Source organism: Rhodococcus erythropolis NBRC 15567 (assembly GCF_001552595.1).
GTDB lineage: Bacteria > Actinomycetota > Actinomycetes > Mycobacteriales > Mycobacteriaceae > Rhodococcus_F > Rhodococcus_F erythropolis.
In genome coordinates this window covers 85,812-104,693 of record NZ_BCRM01000017.1, presented here as the reverse complement: position 1 = coordinate 104,693, position 18,882 = coordinate 85,812, and the positions used below count along the sequence as shown (strand labels likewise).

Genomic DNA, 18,882 nt, shown 5'->3' with positions numbered 1-18,882 from the left:
CTCCCACCCTAATCTGCCTGCCAATTCTTCGTGAATCATACGCAACCGTTGTATTCGTCGTCATCAATTGTTACGGTGGCGTTGTATTCGAAGAGGCGGTCAGTGAGGCGCCTCTGCCGAGATCTCTAGGAGAACAACCGCGATGACAGCGTCGACCTCTTTAGTGCCGAATGATCTGTTGCTCCATCCCTCCACTTACGATCGGCCGGAATTCGACGCGACCACGCGGAGACTGCTGGGCGCGACCGTCGACTGGTTCGAGGCGCGTGGAAAGAATCGACTTCTGGCCGACTATCACGACAAGACCTTTTACTCCGACTTCCTCGACTTCGCGGCAAAGGAAGGCCTGTTCGCGACTTTCCTGACCCCCGCCCGCGACAGCGGCGGTGACTCCGACAAGCGCTGGGATACCAGCCGTATCGCCGCGCTGTCCGAGATCCTCGGTTTCTACGGACTCAACTACTGGTACCCGTGGCAGGTGACCATTCTCGGCCTGGGGCCGGTGTGGCAGAGCGGCAACGAGACTGCAAGGGCGCGAGCAGCTTCCGCTTTGGATTCCGGAGGCGTTGCGGCATTCGGATTGTCCGAGAAAGAGCACGGCGCCGACGTCTACTCCACCGACATGGTCTTGACGCCGAACGGCAGCGGCGGGTACCTGGCCAGCGGTTCGAAGTACTACATCGGAAATGGCAACTGCGCCAACACGGTCTCTGTCTTCGGTCGCGTCGACGGAGTGGAGGGCGCCGATCAGTACGTCTTCTTCTACGCCGACTCGGACCATCCGGCATTTACCGTGGTGAAGAACATCGTTCCGGCGCAGATGTACGTAGCGGAGTTCTCACTCGCCGACTATCCCGTTGCGGCAGAGGATATCCTGCATACCGGCGAGGCAGCATTCAGTGCCGCACTCAACACCGTGAACATCGGAAAATTCAACCTGTGTTTCGGCGGAATCGGTATGTCGACTCATGCCTTGTACGAGACGATTACCCACGCGCACAATCGAATCCTGTTCGGCAATCCCGTCACGGCGTTCCCACACGTACGACGTGAATTCGTCGACGCGTACGCGCGCCTGCTGGCGATGAGGCTCTTCTCGGATCGTGCGGTGGACTACTTCCGCACCGCATCGCCCGAGGACCGCCGCTACCTCTTGTTCAATCCTGTCACCAAGATGAAGGTGACAACCGAGGCACAGAAGGTGATCGGACTGCTCTCCGACATCGCTGCGGCAAAGGGCTTCGAGAAGGATAGCTACCTCGCGGTGGCCAAGATGGATGTCGACGGGCTGCCCAAGCTCGAGGGGACCGTCGCCGTCAATCTCGCCCTGATCGCCAAGTTCATGCCGGCGTACCTCTTTACCCCCGAGTCATTTCCGGCGATTCCGACGCGTAACGACGCAGCCGACGACGAGTTCCTGTTCCGTCAGGGCCCGGCACGGGGGTTGTCCAAGGTTCGATTCGACGACTGGCGAGCGGTGTATGCGAAGTTTGCGGATGTTCCCAACGTCGCACTGTTCGTGGAGCAGGCAGAAGCGCTCGTGACCCTTCTGGCCGAAGCTGCACCGGATGCGGCGCAGCAGGTCGACTTGGACTTCGGCCTGGCGATCACCGAACTCTTCACCCTCGTCGTCTACGGCCAGTTGATCCTCGAACAAGCCGAGATCTTGGGATTGGACGAGGGGCAGCGGAGCGATGGGGTGCTGGATCAGATCTTCGACGTCCTGGTCCGCGACTTCAGTGCTGCAGCGGTGGAGTTGTACGGAAAACCCAGCGCCAGTGAAGATCAGCAGCGGTTGGCACTCGCATCTATTCGGCGCCCCGCGTTCGCGGCCGAGCGATTCGAGTACCTCTGGCAGCAAGTAGTCACCTTGTCTGGTGCCTACGAAATGAACGGTGCAGGGTCAACGAACGGGGAGGAATGAAATGTCTGAACTGACGATGAATCGACCGCGTGAGGATTACGGCTTCTTCGGCCCAGGATCACCCAGTTGGAAGATCTGGGCGGCCCCGACAGCATTGATCGGTTTCCAGCGGTCAGTGGTGCTCGAGCACTTCGACCCCTTCCTTGCTGCCGCGGTGGCAGATATGAGCGGGATCTACAGCGATCCCGCCGGGCGACTCGACCGAACCTTGGCGTACTTCCTGACCGTCGCCACTGCCGACGGGCGGACGGCGCTGGCGTTGTCCGACCATCTCATGACGGTTCACGCTCAGGCCACGGGTATCGAACCGATCACCGGAACTCGTTACAGTGCAAACAATCCGGCGTCACAACTGTGGATCCACGTGACCGGTTGGCATTCGGTGCTCAAGTGCTACGAGATGTACGGGCCGGGCCCACTCTCCGCCGTCGAAGAGCAGCGGTACTGGGAAGAATGCGTGATCGCTGCCGAACTGCAGACATGCAAAGCGTCCGACGTTCCGCGCTCGCGAGACGAGGTACGGGAGTACTTCGCTGAAGTCAGGCCCAGATTGTGTACCTCCGAACGTGCCAACCGGGCGATGCACTACTTGCTGAGAACACCAAGAGCACAGGGGAAGACGAAGTTCGCGGCGTTCAGCCGATTGGTCGCGCCGGCCACTATCGCAACATTGCCTGGCTGGATGCGAACCATGGGCGGCTTCTATCAACCCGCTTTGTTGGACAGGGCAATTGCGCCCGCGGTGCGAACTGCGGTCCGGGTCGGCAGTTCACCGAAGAACATGACCACTGCTCTGAAGGTCATCGCGCCGATGACTGGCAAGGTGTTGGAGCGCCACCTGCGTGACGAGCAACCCCTCGACCCGAGAGTTGTCACCCCAGCGGAGATTCGGGAGCGCTTCCCACGCGCCACCAAAGTTCCGCAGGCGGTCTGACGGAATTCACGGCTTTTGGCACCGCATCGAGATCTGCTCGATGCGGTGCTCGGCCGTGTTCTGTTGTGCCCGAGGAGTACTACCTCAGGTTTTGAATGTGGTGTTGGCCGGTCGGGGGTGCTGTTGCGGGTCGATCGAGGGTGGTGGGATGAACCACGGTTTGTTGTCGACCCCGATCCGGATCACCCATTTCCCGACGAACCCGGTTTTCCGGTGCATCAGCCGGTGATGTGAACGGCACAGTAGGACAAGGTTGTTCATCACGGTCGGGCCGCCGTTGGCCCAGTGCCGGATGTGGTGTGCATCGGTCCACGCGGGCACGCATGTGCAGCCGGGGAACGCGCAGCCTTTGTCTCTCGCGATCAACGCCACTCGCTGCTCCGCGGACACTAATCGTTTCCCGGGTTTCGCATCGAGCGGTGCGCCGTGATCATCGAGCAGTACGGTGGACAGGAAGCAGTCGCAGCCGAGGAGTCTGGTCTGCGAGACGGACAGTGGTCCGAGCCACGGCATGTGCCCGACATCGAGATCCGACACAGCCACAGCCACTCCACCACCAGGAGCAGCGGATGTTGCGGCGCAGTCCCGGTGCTCCGCCAGATGGCGGGCGTTGATGTGCACGTTCACGTGCGGCCGCTGACCACCATCCGTACCGGTCTTGGCGCAGTCCAAATACCGGCGGATCAGTTCGGTGAACCCGTCCGCGGTCCGCTTCGCTGCGGACCGAGAATCCGGGGTTCCATCGGGTGCCGGGGTGGGCATCGTCAGATTCGACAACGCCGACAACAACATTTCCCCGGTGAGAGCATCGAAATCCCCGCGCACCACCACCCGACCATTCAACGTCGACGCGATCCGCAACTCATTCCGATCCACATCCTCGGCGGGTGGAATCTCATCGGACTCGAAGATTCGCTCCAAGGTCGCGATAACACTCCGCACCTTCGTGGTCGTCGCCTCCACTCCGGAAGCGGCAGCCAACAACAAATCGATGCACTTCGGTAGCGCTTCGTCAGGCATGCCCTTTGGTGGTGATTCGCAGAACGCCACGATCAACACGGCATGATCGAAGGAGCAGTCCCCGTCATCGAATCGGGCCGCCACTGCTGGAAACGGGCGTAGCGCTGCACCGAGGGCGGCGATCTTCTTCCCGTCCCGGATTTGCAGCATCGTGTTCGCCGCCAACCAGCACCCCACCCCGCGGCTGGCAATCACCTGATCATCAGGACGCATCGAGAGTTCGTCCACCACCGCCACACGAACAGCCTCGAGACGAAGAATCTCCGCACTCGCCTCGATAGCAGCAGCACGCAACTCAGAAGCAGACAACTGCCACAGACGTCCGCGCAACCCCACCGCAGAACCAGACACCACATCCGACAACAAGACACTCATTGAATCCCCCGATCCCCTACACACAAGAATACTCGAACATGTGTTCGAGTCAAGAGTGTTTTCGAATCCTCGATTCGATCCCGTCAAGGAGGATCTGTAGGCCCTGAGTAAATGACTCTTCGGTTTCTCGTTCGAGATAGAAGTCGCCGCCCGGTACCGGTGGGGCCTCCCGACCCAACTGCATCGTGTGGGGGAAGTCGTCCGCGAAATCCGGTGCAGCATCGGCCAGTGCAGCAGAAGACTCTGCCCACCAATGAAATTCGGAATCTCCGATGGTCGAGGCGCTCCGGACCTCAGCTAGGGTCCGCGCGGACCCCCGGATGAAATGGAAAATCATGCTCACCGATCTGCGGATGATCGGAGCATTGAGACCCGTGGAGTAGAGAATGGACAGGAGTGATTCGAGTCCTGCCTGCTCGTGCGGACCCAGGACGGGGCGCGCCAACGAGACATCCAATGTCCACGGATGGCGTGTATGTAGGGCGAAGAGTGCGGCGGCCCAGTCGGACAGTGCCATGCGCCAGTCGCCGGTGTCTGCGATCGGCGGTAGCTCGGCATGCACCCGGTCGTACATCAGGTCCAGTAGTTCGTCCTTTCCCGGTATGTAGGTGTACAGAGACATCGCAGTGCGGCCGAGGTGGTCGCCGATCATGCGCATCGACAACGGTGTCGTGGGGTTGGCGTCGGCGACTTCGATCGCGGCGTCAACGACTGAGTCCGTGGACAGCGCGGGCTTCGGTCCTCGGCGGCCGGAAGGCGTCTCGGGTTGACGCCACAGAAGTGAAATCGTGCGTGCGATATCGCGTCGGCCTGCCTGTTTGTTCATCTTGTCGCTTTCGTGGAGTCGCGCTATTCTTAATTACTTTACAGTGTAAAGATTTGGGAGTGGGCATGGTTGAGGCAAGACTTCACGACGGGACAACTATCGATGTCGAGGTTCTCGGACATGGCCCCGCCGTGCTGATGCCCGTGAATCCGATTTCGGCTACCGGCATCAAGGCTGACGAACTGCTCGCCTGGGGCGTTGACCCCTCGCTCGGTCGAACGTTCATGGAAGGGTTGGCGTCGAACTTCACTGTGGTTGCCTTCGACTACGAAGGGCACCGGATGGCGTCGCCCGCTCCGGACACGCTCACTCCCGACAACATCACGTCCGACATTCTGGCTGTGGCGAATTCGGCTGGGATCGACCAGTTCGCCTACTACGGATACTCCTGGCTGGCTCTGTGCGGATTGCAGTTGGCGCTGCGCACCGATCGTCTGACCACACTGGTCATGGGTGGTTTCCCGCCGGTGGATGGGCCGTACAAGGCGATGCTCCAGGTTACCGAAGCTACACACCGCATGACGAGTGAACCGCCCCAGCACACATCACAACCCACGGCATCATCAGACGAGTTCGATTGGAACTCCATCGACATTGCGTTGACCGGAGCGCAGACCCGGCAGTTCGTGACGCTGTACCGCGCACTTGGTGAATTCGACGATCGAACAATTCAAGGGCGCATCCTCTGTCCGCGAATGTGTTTCGTCGGTTCGCAAGACGTCATCGAATACGGTGACCGATGGGGTGGGGTACGGGTCGCGCCGGCCGATCTCGACCTCGACGCCGCTCGGTCAGCAGGGTGGGATATCGAGGTACTAGACGGTCTGGATCACACGCAGGCAATGCAACCGGCTCATGTTCTACCCATTCTCAAACCTTGGTTGGAGAAGGTGGTCGGTGTTTGACCGTGCGAGCACACGGGTAACCCGCTCCGGATGCCGTCAGCGTGAGGGGGCCGTGAGTGGACGAGTCACACAAGATCCGTCGACGATCGTTTGTTCAAGGGCTTGGCTTGCTGGCCGGCCTGAGTGCATTGTCCGCTGGATCAGCGACAGCTCGACCCCCTGACATCGATCCGCTACGCCCATTCCAACTTCCGTCACCCCGGCTGGAACCGTTTCGGGAGACCCTTCCTGTCCTGCCGGGCATTTCGGGTGGCAACCTGGAGCTTCACGCGGCTTCGTCGATGCACCGTTTCCATCCGGACCTACCGTCGTCGCCGTCGCTGGGTTACGGCGGAATGGATTATCTGGGCCCCACCATCGAAGCTCACGTCGATCAGCTCGTCACAGTCCGATATGCCAATGACATTTCTGCGTATCCGCTTGCCGCGGATGTCGATCCGGGTCTGCACGGCGTCAGCGACCTCGACCGCACACAGGTCCCCACCTCGCTTCACCTGCACGGAGGAGTTACTGCACCACAGTTCGACGGACATCCGGAGTTGATCCAGCGTCCGGGCGAAGGTTTGGTCCACGAATACACGAATGGTCGTGCCGCCGGCAATCTCTGGTACCACGATCACGCCATGGGAATGACGCGCCTCAACGTCTACGCCGGATTGGTCGGGATGTATTTTCTCCGTGACGACGTTGACACGGGCGCCGCCGGGAATTCTCTCGGCCTGCCGACCGGTGAGTTCGAACTCCCGATGATTCTGCAGGACAAGGTATTCACTTCCGACGGTCAGCAGAGTGTCCGTTCCACGTGGCTCACTCCGCAAGGTTCATGGGATCCGGCGACCCCCGGTGACGTTGGCGTGGTGAACGGCGTCGTGTGGCCGAAAGTGGAGGTTGCCCGCGGCCTGTATCGATTGCGACTGCTCAACGCCGCAACCTATTCGGTGTGGAATCTGCATTTCGCAAATCGTATGCGGTTCTGGGTGATCGGGTCCGAAGGCGGTTTACTGGCCGCTCCGGCGCCGACGGATCACGTCCGGTTGAGTCCGGGTGAGCGCGCTGATCTGCTGGTCGACTTCAGTATGCTCGAGCCGGGCACAACGGTGGAATTGCGCAACGACGAACCGGTACCGCTTGCGGTGGCTCAACGCGGCACGCAGGTGATGCCGGTGTTCTGTCGGTTCGACGTGGGCAGCGCAAAGGGATTCACCGGCTCGATCCCGCAGCAGCTGAATTCCGTTGCCGCCGAACCGGCGTCCCCGGATGTGGTGCGAAATCTCACGATCATGCAGCTGTCGCGTCCGTCGGATTACCCGTCGATCACTATGTCGCTCAACAATTTGAGGTTCACCGATTCGGATATCGAACTGCCACGTCAGGGAGCCGTCGAGCAATGGAATCTGATCAACATCACCACGGAACCACATCCGATTCATCTGCACCTGGTGGCGTTCCGCGTTGTGGGACGCCAGAGCCTCGACACTGCAGCACTGACGCAGCGGTATCCGGTGCCTGACTTGGGGGTCCGGTGGACGCCGTCGGCGGAGGAATTCGTGACCTCTTCGCTGCGGCCTCCCGAAGTGTGGGAAACGGGGGAGAAGGACACGGTCATCGTGGATGCCAACTCGATCACCCGCGTGATCGTGCGCTTTCCGACGGCCGACGAGTTGGGCTTCGATCCGGATGCAACTTTCGCGAGAGGTTCCATGGCAGATCACTCGGCGCACGGAGAAGCTGGCATGGGGGACTTGCAGGGGTACGTCTGGCACTGTCACATGCTCGATCACGAAGACCACGACATGATGTTGCGATACCGGGTGGTGACGTAGCCTTCAAAGGGAGAAAAGTTCCCAGAGGAGGCAGCTGTGTCGGAAGGTGCGCCCACCGGGCCCCTGGACGGATATCGGGTGATTGAACTCGGAACCTTGATCGCCGGGCCCTTCGCCGGGAAATTGCTCGGCGACATGGGAGCCGACGTGATCAAGATCGAATCACCGGACCGTCCAGACCCGCTTCGTACCTGGGGTCAGGCAGAGCAGGACGGTCATCGATTCTTCTGGACGGTTCACGCCCGCAACAAGCGGTGTGTGACGTTGGACCTTCGCGTCGACGCGGGCCGAGACCTGTTTCTGAATCTGATCGAACATGCCGACGTGGTGGTCGAGAACTTCCGGCCGGGCACCCTCGAGAAGTGGGGTCTGGGATTCGACGTGCTCAGCGCGCGCAATCCGAAGTTGGTGTTGGCCAGGGTATCCGGCTACGGGCAGAGTGGACCGCAAGCCAAGAGCGCCGGCTACGCCTCGGTTGCCGAAGCAGTCAGCGGATTTCGGCATCTGAACGGTTATCCAGGGCAGGCACCCCCGCGTATTGCCCTTTCACTCGGAGATTCTCTCGGTGGGATGTTCGCCGTTCAGGGAGTGCTGGCGGCGTTGCTCTCGCGAGAGCGAACCGGCCGTGGTCAGGTGGTCGACGTTGCCCTCACGGAATCCTGTCTGGCGGTGCAGGAATCCACGATCCCGGATTACGATCGGGGTGGGATCATCCGGCAGCCCTCGGGAACGAGGTTGGAGGGTATCGCGCCGTCCAACATCTACCAGACCTCTGAAGGAAACTGGGTGGTGATCGCGGCCAATCAGGACACGCTCTTCGTGCGTCTGTGCACCATCATGGGTCGACCGGAACTAGCGCAAGACGACCGATTCTCCAATCATGTTGCGCGTGGCAAACATCAGGACGAGCTCGACGAATTGATCAGCGCCTGGGTTGCGCTCCAAGATCCCACCAGTCTCGTGGAACGCCTCACCGAAGTGGGAGTTGTTGCCGGGCCGATCAATACGGTTGAAGATGTGGTCAAGGATCCGCAGCTGATCGAACGGGGGATGCTCGTCGACCACTACGACGAGCGGATCGGGGAAAACGTCCTCGGTCTGGGCGTCGTGCCTACATTCAGTGAGACACCCGGATCTGTTCGCAACGCGGGAGCAGCGTCACCGGGGTACGACAACGCTTCGGTCTGGGGTGGGCTCCTCGGACTCTCGGGCGTTGAGCAGACAGAACTGAAGAAGAAGGGCGTGATCTGACGTGTCGGTACCTGAAGCAGGTGTTCCCGCGGTCAGCATTCGTGAAGTCGGGCCACGGGATGGGTTGCAGATCGAAGACCCGGTCTCGCTGGCGGAGAAACTTCGTCTTGTCGAAGCTCTGGCTGCGACAGGTGTTTCGCGCATCGAGGCGACGTCGTTCGTGTCACCGCGTGCGGTGCCGGCACTGGCCGACGCGGAGTTGTTTGCCGCAGAGTTGCACCAGTGGCCAGGCATCGAGTTCTCGGCATTGGTCGCCGGAATCGGTGGAGCGAAACGGGCCGTTGCTGCAGGAATGCAAACCGTCGAATATGTGGTGTCGGCATCGAATAGCCACAGCGAGGCCAATACTCGGTCGACGACGGAGCAAGCGACCGAACGTATCGGAGAGGTCGTCCGGATCGTCCACGAGGCTGGTGGACGGGTGGAGGTCATCGTGGCCACGGCCTGGGACTGTCCGTTCGACGGTCCAACCGATCCGGACCGTGTTCTGCGGATTGCGGAGCAGGCCAAAGAGTTCGGCGCTGATCAGTTCTCGATCGCGGATACCATCGGCACTGCCACACCGGGACGCGTCGGACGGTTGATCGACGCTGTCGGCGAAAGAGTGGGTGACTTCGGCTTGGGTGTGCACTTCCACAACACGCGTGGCGCTGGTCTTGCCAGTGCGTTGGCGGCTGTGCAGCACGGAGTTCGAAACCTGGATGCGTCCACCGGTGGCCTGGGCGGTTGCCCGTTTGCTCCTGGTGCCAGTGGCAATATCGCGACTGAGGAACTGGTCTACATGCTCGAAGACATGGGCATTGCGACAGGTATCGACCTGGATGCGAGCATTCGTGCCGCTGCCGTTGCAGAGGAGATAGTGGGCCATACGGTTCCCAGTAATCTTCTCCGCGCCGGCGATCGGAAGCGATAGGGCCCTTTACTCTTCTCGGTTGGGTGATGCCAGCTGCAGTTTGACCAGCTGCTCGTGTGCCGCCGGCGGCCAACCGATGCGCTGTTTCTCCAGATACCATGCACCGGCGGCACATGCGATCGCGAGGACGATCCAGATCGCTACGCTTCCGATCTGAGAGCCCAGGTCGCTCGATGAGGATACTTCGCCCGTGCTGTAGTCGTATTCCGTTGTCGTGGTGATTCCCTCGACTGCGAAGGTCCACAGAATCGGAAGGGCACACAGTGCGGCAAGGGCGCGTGCAACATGTGCTGGACGCAGTTCGAAGATCATTCATTTCTCCTGGTGATCGACGCGGTGAATCTCACTCTCCTCGAAAGCTATTCGGGATAGACGGCGCTGTCTGTAGTCGGATCGACGGACATGGACGAGGCGCCGAGTTCCCTCTGATCTCCCTGCCGTAACAGCTGCATTCCGTTGTGATCGAACTCGATTCGTCGAACGTCTTCAGTGTCGACCAGCATCGTGGCCATTGCGGTGCGCCGAGGTGGAAGGATCCGAATGGTCACTTTGCCTCGCGTGATCGCGGTGAGTTCCCGGACGATGCTCGCGTGGATTCGGTCGCGCACGGCGGGGTCAGCACCATCCATTCCGTGGTCGTCGAGCAGGACTACCTCGACGCCGCGGTTTCGAGTGGCATGCACAGCATCGATGACATCTGTCTGTTGTAAGCCAGGCGCCCTCAGCGAATCTCGGAGTTGCGCCTCGAGGAGTTCGCATTCTTGCCGCTCGGCGGTTGTCAGCGGAATCCCGGAAGCGACCCGTTCGAGGAGTGGGCGCGCAAGTAGATCGAGCCTGTCGAGTTGCGCGTCGCGTTCCTCGAGAATCGCAGCGCTAGCGGATGCGGAGGCAATTCGTTGGGTGGACTGCTCCCGAAGTTCGTAGATAACCCTGGCTTGAGGACGGATGGTGTACGCGAAGAAGGTCGACATCAGAACAGGGCCCGCGTTGATGACCGTCAACGACACTCCGTACATGGCCCCCTGGCCGGTAGTGGAGGACCAGATGGCGGTCACCAACACCATGAGCCCAAGCCCGAGCCACGCGAGTGCTGTACGCCCACGAACGCACATGAAGGTGAAAACGGCCGTAGACATCCCGAACATCCACAATTGAGTCATGTCGTTGACGGGCACTGGAACCACTGACAACACAAGGCCACTCGTGACGGCGCCAGTCAGAGACACCAGAACGCTCTGCCCCAGCGGCATTGGGTCGCCTCGGCTCAGAACGAGTGTGAAAGCCGCAGTTGAGCACACGATAATTGCCAAGACCATCGGCCAGACTGCGCGGACGTCGGAGGAGGTGTACGCGACCGAGATCACGCAGGTGAGCGCGAAGCATGCAGCCATGAATCGAGCAGCACGGCTGTGCATACCGAGGAGATCGCGGACATCTCGTCCGTCCGGTCTGGTCATGCCATCACCGCTGCGGGCAAGCTCAGGGTCAGAGTCACCGAAGTGCCGCGGCCGGGTGACGATCGAATGGTTGCCGATCCGCCGTCGAGTTGGCGCATTCTGCCGCGGATGCTGACAGTGATTCCGAGGCGATGCGTCTCGACGGAGCTCGGATCGAAGCCGACGCCGTCGTCCGCGACGACTACTTCGAGGTGGGTGGCGGTTGCCGTGACCGTGACCGAACGCCGTGCACTGCTTCCGGCGTGCTTGACGCTGTTGCGCAGCGCCTCGGCCATCGCACCGGCCATCGCACGAATCGAGTCGGGCGCGTATCCGCTCGGATCGGACCCGACTGAGAGGGCGGTCTCGAACGTGATGTTTTCGTCCACTTCCGAAGCGGCTGAACGCAACTGAGCGAGGATTCCGTCGAAGTCGAAACTCGTCTCGTGATCGGTTCCGGAGCGGAGTTCGTCAAGCCTCTCGACAGTCCTTCGTGCCTGAGCGATGACCGAGGGATCGGCATCGTTTCTCGAAGCAGCGAGCAGGGTGGACATCACGGTGTCGTGGATGAGTGCGTCGAATCTCTCGCGTTCGACGGACTTGGCCTCGGCCGCGGCGGCGCCTGCCGCAGCGGCATGAGTGGTGGCGATAGTTGCATCCAGCACTCGACCGGTACGCAAGGCCATGACGGCCGCTGCGACGAATACCGCGCAAAATGTCCAGGCGAAGGCGAGGTCGGGAACAAGTAGGTGCGTCGTGGGACTCGTCCGGATTATGTGATTGGTCAACTGCGCGAGTGTTGCCGCCACGAAAAGGTGCACGACGGCAGCGGCCGGTCGCCAAGCCGCAGCTGCCGCAAGGCTGGCGACGCCGGGGAAATTGGAAATCCACAAGGTGAAATCCGTGACGTGCTCACCATTCCAGGCCGGCCACCACAGGAGGATGACCACGACGTAGAGGAGCGCATTTGCACTCGCGGCTCGTTTCACCCACCGGGTGTCTGCGTGAAACGTCGATGCTCCCAATACCAGTCCACTACCGAAAGTTGCGACCACTGCCAGCGGGGTCCACCAAGACGCGGACATCGCAGTGGCTTCGGCAATGGCAGGGGCGAGCAATATCAGATAGCAGACATAGCCTGCGCCGATGAAACGGCCGAAGAGCCTGAGAATTTCGTCAGAAGCAGTGGCTGTTTTGTCGAAAGCAACTTTGTCGATCAGAGTTCGTCGATCGTCACTATCTGATCTTGTATCGCTCGCACGAGTAGTTCGCATTTCGTCGGTGCGTTCCTTCCAACGTCGGCATACTTCTCGCGAATCCGGGACAGGTGGGTTCCCACCGTTCCCACGCTTATGTAGAGGTTTTGAGCGACGCGTGACTTCGAATCACTCAGTAGCCATTCCCTGAGAACCTCGACTTCGCGCTCCGAAAGGTGCGGTCCGACAGGCTCTTGTGTCATGCAGTTTTCCACAGTGACGGTCATGAGTTTCGTCTTTCTTTCGTCTAGCGGAATGACAGACTCCCCGACAGTGCCGTCTTCTTACCAGGTGAATGTAAGTCGAAGTTGGCCATTTTTCCCAGACATCAATTCCTCTGCCCATATTTCCAGGGGCAGCCTTAGCGAAAGCAATCGTTACCGAACTTTTTCATTACTGAAGGTCATTGTTAGTCAAGGTCAGATTTCTACCGAGATTTCTGCGTTCCGGAATCGGTAGCACCCCGTCCTCGACCGCGCGTTTGTACAGATCTGTCTTTGTGGGGGCCGGCCGTCCGGCAGCCGCATATTTCTGCCTGATGCGTTGGAGATAATCGTTGACCGTCTGCGGCGCCAAACCGGTGAGTCGCGCAACCCGATCTGCCTTCTCTCCGGATGCGTAAAGTTCGAGGACCTCGAGTTGTCGAGGGCTCAGACCCACCTCGTCGAGACCTGGATCCCCGTCGATTGCGGCAGCCCACTCTGTCGTCACAACCTGCCTTCCCGACGCGGCGGCGCGTATTGCATCAATCACGACGGCAGTCGGTTCGGACTTGCGCACAACGCCCAGTACGCCGGCACGGGCGGCCGAGCGAACGAGGAACGGGTTTTCCGCCCCGGTGAAGATCAATGTCTCGAGCCCCGCGGCCCGCAGTTCCTCGACGTTGCTCTTGGGCGATGAACCGTCGGCCAGTCGGAGGTCGAGAATTGCCAGATCCAAGCTGACGTTCTGAGCGAGCATCTCGGACACAGTGGTCGCGATGCACACCAACTCGATATCTGGCTCGTCCTTCAGCATCACGGACAAGCCGATAGCCACCGACTCGTGGTCTTCCACCAGTCCGACACGGCGGTGTGGAAATGCAGTTTGCTCTGGCATAGCGATTGTTTCCCTCCGCTCGATGCGAGGACGTTATCAGGCAGAGCTGACTGATCGGTATGTTACGTATCAAGATTTGAAGTCAGCCTGGACTGTTTTATGTTTCGGCTCTACAGTTGTCTTGTGACCGAGACCACTTCCGATGCGAAAGTAAGCCGTACGCAGGCCGAACGAACTGCCGCGATGCGTGGGCGCCTGCTCGACGCCGCTGTCGAATCGCTTGTCGAACTGGGCTACGCCCGGACCAGCACCCAGGAGATCGCCCGCCGCGCAGGGGTCTCGCGAGGTACGCAACTGCATCATTTTCCGACCAAGGAATCGCTGGTCGTTGCGGCCGTCGAGTACCTGGTCGACAAGCGACTGGAAGAAATCCTCACCGCTGAAGTGGATCGCGGCCGAGGTCTCGAGGTCCTGGCGGACGCGTTCTCCGGGCCGCTGTTCTACGCTGCGCTCGAATTGTGGGTCGCGGCGCGAACCGATCCTGTTCTGCATGCGGCGACGGTGCCCCTCGAACGCAAGGTCAGTGAGGCACTCGAGTTCGGTAGCGCCGAGTTGTTCGGCGATCGATTCGATTCCGAGTCGGTCGAACTCACCATCGAACTCGTCCGCGGTCTTGCAGTCTCAGCCCTTTTCCGTACACCCGAAGCCGACGACGCGCTCAGAGCGCGACTGTTGCCGGCCTGGCAATCCCGAGTGGAGAAGAAGTGAAGCTTCCCGAACATGTCGAAACGCTGATCGTCGGTGCCGGATTCGCCGGTATGGGCTTGGCAGCCAGAATGCTTCGCGACAATCGCGCGGCGGACGTCGTGTTGATCGAGCGCGGAGCTGACATCGGCGGCACTTGGCGCGACAACACCTACCCAGGGTGCGCCTGTGACGTGCCGACGGCGCTGTACTCGTATTCTTTTGCGCCGAGCGCCGATTGGAGTCATACCTTCGCTCGTCAGCCCGAGATCTACGACTATCTGAAGAAGGTGGCGGCAGACACCGGCATCGTGGATCGCGTAGTCCTGAACTGCGAACTCGAAGCTGCTGTGTGGGACGAGGATGCGGCGCTGTGGCGTGTTCGGACATCCCGAGGGGCATTGACGGCCAAGACGCTGGTCGCTGCGACCGGGGCGTTGTCGACACCCAAGATCCCGGATTTTCCCGGTCTCGACCAATTCTCCGGTACCACTTTCCATTCGGCGACGTGGAACCACGAACACGAACTGCGTGGTGAGCGCGTAGCCGTGATCGGAACGGGAGCGTCGGCGGTTCAGTTCGTTCCCGAAATTGCCGACCCTGCTGCCCATGTCACCGTGTTCCAGAGAACTCCGGCCTGGGTGATTCCGCGAATGGATCGCACCCTGCCTGCGGCGCAGAAGGCCGTCTACTCGCGGATTCCCGCTACGCAGAAAGTTGTTCGCGGAGCGGTTTACGGTTTTCGCGAGTTGCTCGGTGCCGCGATGTCACATGCGACGTGGGTCCTGCCGGCCTTCGAGGCGGCCGCGCGCCTCCATCTGCGCAGACAGGTGAAAGATCCGGAGTTGCGCCGGAAACTGACTCCCGATTTCACGATCGGTTGCAAGCGCATGCTTCTGTCCAACGACTGGTTGCGCACCCTCGACCGCGCGGACGTGAGCCTGGTCGACAGCGGGCTCGTCTCGGTCACCGAGGGCGGGGTGGTCGACGGGCACGGAGTCGAGCACAAGGTCGACACCATCATCTTCGCCACGGGGTTCACGCCGACGGAACCGCCTGTGGCGCATCTGATCACCGGAAAACGTGGCGAAACGCTGGCCGCGCATTGGAACGGTAGCCCCAATGCCTACAAGGGCACTGCGGTCAGCGGGTTCCCGAATCTGTTCCTCATGTACGGTCCGAACACCAACCTCGGACACAGTTCGATCGTGTACATGCTCGAGTCCCAGGCCGAGTACGTCAACGACGCGTTGAACACCATGAAACGTGAGCGACTGGACGCTCTTGATGTCAACGAGTCGGTACAGGTGCACTACAACAAGGGAATTCAGCACGAGTTGCAGCACACGGTGTGGAACAAGGGCGGATGCTCGAGTTGGTACATCGATCCGGAGGGGCGCAACTCGGTGCAGTGGCCGACGTTCACATTCAAATTCCGTTCGCTGCTGGAACATTTCGATCGTGAGAACTACTCCGCTCGCAAGATCGAAAGCGTCCAGGCATGACCACGACGCACTACGACGTGGTGGTAATCGGATCGGGATTCGGTGGCAGTGTCGCCGCTCTTCGCCTGACGGAGAAGGGCTACCGTGTCGGGGTGCTCGAAGCCGGTCGACGGTTTGCCGACGACGAGTTGCCCGAAACCAGTTGGCGGATGCGAAAGTACCTGTGGGCGCCGTGGATCGGATGTTATGGGGTTCAGCGTATCCACCTTCTTCCGGACGTACTCGTGATGGCGGGAGCCGGCGTCGGGGGCGGATCGTTGAACTACGCCAACACGTTGTATCAGCCACCCAAGCGGTTCTTCGAAGACCGTCAGTGGGCGCACATCACGGACTGGCACGACGAACTGGCGCCGTACTACGACCAGGCCAAACGGATGTTGGGTGTTCGCACCAATCCGTCCTTCACTCCGGCCGATGCGGTGATGAAAGACGTAGCCGAAGAGATGGGCGTGGGGGAGACCTTCACGTCCACCCCCGTCGGTGTTTTCTTCGGGGAGGCAGGAGTTTCCGTGCCGGACCCGTTCTTCGGCGGAAAAGGGCCCGAACGCACCGGCTGCACCGAATGCGGGGGATGCATGACCGGGTGCCGAGTCGGGGCGAAGAACACGCTGGTCAAGAACTACCTCCATCTCGCCGAGCAAGCGGGCGCCAGGGTTCATCCGCTCACGACCGTCACCGACCTTCAGCCGAGCGCAAGCGGTGGTTATCACCTGCTCGCGAGGCGAACGGACGGCGTCCGTCGGCGAGAAGTTCGGTTCACCGCCGATCAGGTGGTGGTAGCCGCCGGAACCTATGGAACGGCGAGACTGCTGCTCGGGATGAAGGAATCCGGTGCACTGCCTGACCTGTCGGACACTCTCGGCACCGTAGTACGTACCAATTCCGAAGCCGTACTGGCCGCAACGTCGAAGTCGCGTCGACGGAACTTCACGCAGGGCGTAGCGATCACATCGTCCTTTCATCCGGATGATCACACGCACATCGAGCCGGTGCGATACGGCAAGGGCAGCAATGCAATAGGACTTCTGCAGACCGTCCTGAGTGACGGCGGCGGGCGAACTCCCCGGGTGCTGAAGACTCTGGCGGTCGCGGCACGGCACCCAGGTGCGTTCTTCCGGTCCTTGTCGGTACGGAACTGGTCCGAGCGAACCGTCATCGCGCTGGTGATGCAGACCGACGACAACTCCCTCGAGCTTTCCAAGAACACCAAACGATTCGGGCGTTCCCTCACCAGTAGGCCGGGACCGGGTGATCCACCTCCCCAGTGGATTCCGCAGGGCCATACAGCTATTCGCAAGGTCGCCGAGAAGATCGACGGCGACCCGGGCGGTTCCATCGCCGAGATCGTGAATATCCCGATGACGGCGCACTTTCTGGGTGGCTGCGCAATCGGTGACAGCGCGGCGAGTGGCGTCGTGGATCCGTATCTCCGTGCTTACGGACATGCCGGCCTGCACGTCATGGACGGTTCGGTGGTGAGCGCGAATCTCGGCGTGAATCCTTCCCTGACCATCACTGCGCAGGCGGAACGAGCGTGCGCGATGTGGCCGAACAAAGGTGCCGCAGACGCCCGCCCGAAGACCGGCGAACCATACGTACGTATCGATCCGACGTTGCCGTCCAACCCGGTGGTGCCGACGCATGCACCAGGTGCTTTGCGGCTTCCCCTGACCGTTCGAGCTGAGAAGGTGTCCGATGTGGAGCGTGCCTGAATCGACAAGTGACCGCGTCGACTGGCCGGTGAGCGATCCGCCGCCGTGGCCTGCTTCCGTTCGCGCAACACTGTGGTGGCACCGCAGTACGCCGGCGGCGCGGGAACTCGGGCCAGACGGTCGAACGATTCCGGTGACGGTGGCAATGATGGTGGACTACCTCGATTCGCCGGTCGGCCCGTATCGCGAGATCCTCGCCAGTCCGGTCTTGCATGCGCCAGGGAAACGGATCGGGCCTATGCCGCGGATGGCGGTCCCTTTCATCGCGGTGGATTCGGAACCGTCGGTGCACGGCGGACGGTTCCACTGGCAACTACCCAAGGTCCTGGCCGAGTTCGACGGAGACGTGCAGCAGAAATTCACTGCAACCGGCGACGGATGGCAGGTGCGTTCGGACACGCGGATGCTCGGGCCGCGTCTGCCGATTGCCGGGGCGTTGGGATTTGCGCAGCCGGAATCCGGTGGAGGTCTGGCGATCGCGTCGGCCAGGCTGACGGGGTCGTTCCGATATGCGCGCGTGAGCGTCGAGGCAGAGGGGCCGACACTGCCGAACTGGTTGGCATCGGGCACTCATCATGGCGCCGTGATTCTGGGCGGAAAAATGACTACGGGAGCAGCCAAGCACAGGTAGCAGGGGGTTGACCTGCGAAAGAACGAGCAAGGCCGCCCGTCAGTGATTGGGCGGCCTTGCTTGTGTTGTGTAAAAAGTTAGGTGTCGACGTCCCACAGGCGCCTCTCGGCGGGTGGTCGCTCGCAGCGACAAAAGGGGTGGGGCCCGGGGCTTGTTCGGACGCCGACAGGGTGTTCAACGGTGGTCTCCCCGGATTTGTTCCCGGGGATCGCCAAGTAGTTTCCGACAGGGTGTGCAGCGAATTCCAGCAGGGCCGACGAGTTCAGGCAGGGCCGAGATGGGCGAGTTCCTTTTTCAGTCCCACACACAGATCCGATCCCGCCGGCCCACTCAGAGCTGATCGCAATCGGTTGTAATACGTCCGCGGCGACAGACCGAAAGTGACGAAGATGTCCTCGGCAGTGGCACCGTTCCACGGTCGCCACAGGATTGCGAAGTCGACGAGGTCGTCCGCGTACGATCCACGATTTCGCGAGCGTTTGGCGCGTCGAACCTGGCATTCGTGGGTGTTTGCGACGCTCGTCGCTCCACAGAGCTGAGGTGGCATCTTCGTCACTCGGTTCACGAGAGTCCCCTGAACTGGTCGGGC

Annotated in this window: 18 protein-coding genes; 10 read left to right on the top strand and 8 right to left on the bottom strand. The window is 61.0% G+C overall.

Annotated features, from left to right (window positions below):
• Nucleotides 1-142: 142 nt before the first annotated feature.
• A complete protein-coding gene (locus RE4_RS20525; RefSeq protein ID WP_060939247.1) occupies nucleotides 143-1,924 on the top strand; it encodes an acyl-CoA dehydrogenase family protein in 1,782 nt (593 codons plus the stop codon).
• 1 nt (nucleotide 1,925) lies between these two features.
• Nucleotides 1,926-2,858, top strand: a complete 933-nt coding sequence (locus RE4_RS20520; protein WP_081098404.1) for an oxygenase MpaB family protein — start codon at nucleotides 1,926-1,928, stop codon at nucleotides 2,856-2,858.
• Between the two features lie 84 nt (nucleotides 2,859-2,942).
• On the opposite strand, the gene RE4_RS20515 is transcribed toward RE4_RS20520, so the two are convergent.
• Complete coding sequence (locus RE4_RS20515) at nucleotides 2,943-4,253, bottom strand: HNH endonuclease signature motif containing protein (protein WP_060939246.1); 1,311 nt, start codon at nucleotides 4,251-4,253, stop codon at nucleotides 2,943-2,945.
• 49 nt (nucleotides 4,254-4,302) lie between these two features.
• Nucleotides 4,303-5,079 carry a TetR/AcrR family transcriptional regulator gene (locus tag RE4_RS20510; RefSeq protein WP_060939245.1) on the bottom strand — a complete coding sequence of 259 codons (777 nt, stop codon included), beginning with the start codon at nucleotides 5,077-5,079 and terminating at the stop codon, nucleotides 4,303-4,305.
• A 65-nt stretch (nucleotides 5,080-5,144) separates the two neighbouring features.
• Here RE4_RS20510 and RE4_RS20505 point away from each other — a divergent pair, with 65 nt between their 5' ends.
• From RE4_RS20505 to RE4_RS20490, 4 genes are read left to right on the top strand one after another with little or no spacing between them, the layout of a single operon-like run.
• Nucleotides 5,145-5,984 (top strand): alpha/beta fold hydrolase, encoded by an 840-nt coding sequence (locus RE4_RS20505; protein ID WP_060939244.1) that lies wholly within the window; start codon nucleotides 5,145-5,147, stop codon nucleotides 5,982-5,984.
• A 56-nt stretch (nucleotides 5,985-6,040) separates the two neighbouring features.
• Nucleotides 6,041-7,807: a multicopper oxidase family protein gene (locus RE4_RS20500; protein WP_060939243.1), complete on the top strand. Its 1,767-nt coding sequence runs from the start codon at nucleotides 6,041-6,043 to the stop codon at nucleotides 7,805-7,807.
• Between the two features lie 36 nt (nucleotides 7,808-7,843).
• Nucleotides 7,844-9,058: a CaiB/BaiF CoA transferase family protein gene (locus RE4_RS20495; RefSeq protein WP_060939242.1), complete on the top strand. Its 1,215-nt coding sequence runs from the start codon at nucleotides 7,844-7,846 to the stop codon at nucleotides 9,056-9,058.
• Nucleotide 9,059: 1 nt separating this feature from the next.
• Nucleotides 9,060-9,971, top strand: a complete 912-nt coding sequence (locus RE4_RS20490) for a hydroxymethylglutaryl-CoA lyase (RefSeq protein WP_060939241.1) — start codon at nucleotides 9,060-9,062, stop codon at nucleotides 9,969-9,971.
• A 6-nt stretch (nucleotides 9,972-9,977) separates the two neighbouring features.
• Here the strand turns inward: RE4_RS20490 and RE4_RS20485 are convergent, their stop codons facing one another.
• From RE4_RS20485 to RE4_RS20470, 5 genes are all read right to left on the bottom strand, one after another.
• Nucleotides 9,978-10,283 carry a hypothetical protein gene (locus tag RE4_RS20485; protein WP_019746579.1) on the bottom strand — a complete coding sequence of 102 codons (306 nt, stop codon included), beginning with the start codon at nucleotides 10,281-10,283 and terminating at the stop codon, nucleotides 9,978-9,980.
• Between the two features lie 47 nt (nucleotides 10,284-10,330).
• Entirely contained in the window at nucleotides 10,331-11,428 is a 1,098-nt protein-coding gene (locus RE4_RS20480) for a DUF8320 family protein (protein WP_021334222.1), read from the bottom strand.
• Nucleotides 11,425-12,492, bottom strand: coding sequence for a sensor histidine kinase (locus RE4_RS20475; RefSeq protein ID WP_060939273.1), 1,068 nt, complete (start codon nucleotides 12,490-12,492; stop codon nucleotides 11,425-11,427). The genes RE4_RS20480 and RE4_RS20475 overlap by 4 nt, the downstream gene beginning before the upstream one ends.
• Nucleotides 12,493-12,623: 131 nt before the next feature.
• Entirely contained in the window at nucleotides 12,624-12,866 is a 243-nt protein-coding gene (locus tag RE4_RS30780; RefSeq protein WP_029254309.1) for a LuxR C-terminal-related transcriptional regulator, read from the bottom strand.
• A gap of 190 nt (nucleotides 12,867-13,056) precedes the next feature.
• Nucleotides 13,057-13,761, bottom strand: a complete 705-nt coding sequence (locus RE4_RS20470; protein WP_019746583.1) for a response regulator transcription factor — start codon at nucleotides 13,759-13,761, stop codon at nucleotides 13,057-13,059.
• Between the two features lie 183 nt (nucleotides 13,762-13,944).
• Between RE4_RS20470 and RE4_RS20465 the strand changes: the two genes are divergently transcribed.
• From RE4_RS20465 to RE4_RS20450, 4 genes are read left to right on the top strand one after another with little or no spacing between them, the layout of a single operon-like run.
• The gene (locus RE4_RS20465; RefSeq protein ID WP_020968240.1) at nucleotides 13,945-14,469 is read left to right on the top strand and encodes a TetR/AcrR family transcriptional regulator; all 525 of its coding nucleotides are present in this window, start codon (nucleotides 13,945-13,947) and stop codon (nucleotides 14,467-14,469) included.
• A complete protein-coding gene (locus tag RE4_RS20460) occupies nucleotides 14,466-15,950 on the top strand; it encodes a flavin-containing monooxygenase (protein ID WP_060939240.1) in 1,485 nt (494 codons plus the stop codon). Before RE4_RS20465 ends, RE4_RS20460 begins: the two co-directional genes overlap by 4 nt.
• Nucleotides 15,947-17,662, top strand: coding sequence for a GMC oxidoreductase (locus tag RE4_RS20455; RefSeq protein ID WP_060939239.1), 1,716 nt, complete (start codon nucleotides 15,947-15,949; stop codon nucleotides 17,660-17,662). The genes RE4_RS20460 and RE4_RS20455 overlap by 4 nt, the downstream gene beginning before the upstream one ends.
• Nucleotides 17,646-18,293, top strand: a complete 648-nt coding sequence (locus RE4_RS20450) for an acetoacetate decarboxylase family protein (protein ID WP_060939238.1) — start codon at nucleotides 17,646-17,648, stop codon at nucleotides 18,291-18,293. Before RE4_RS20455 ends, RE4_RS20450 begins: the two co-directional genes overlap by 17 nt.
• A 262-nt stretch (nucleotides 18,294-18,555) precedes the next feature.
• On the opposite strand, the gene RE4_RS20445 is transcribed toward RE4_RS20450, so the two are convergent.
• Nucleotides 18,556-18,858 carry a hypothetical protein gene (locus RE4_RS20445; protein WP_042950475.1) on the bottom strand — a complete coding sequence of 101 codons (303 nt, stop codon included), beginning with the start codon at nucleotides 18,856-18,858 and terminating at the stop codon, nucleotides 18,556-18,558.
• Nucleotides 18,859-18,882: the final 24 nt, after the last annotated feature.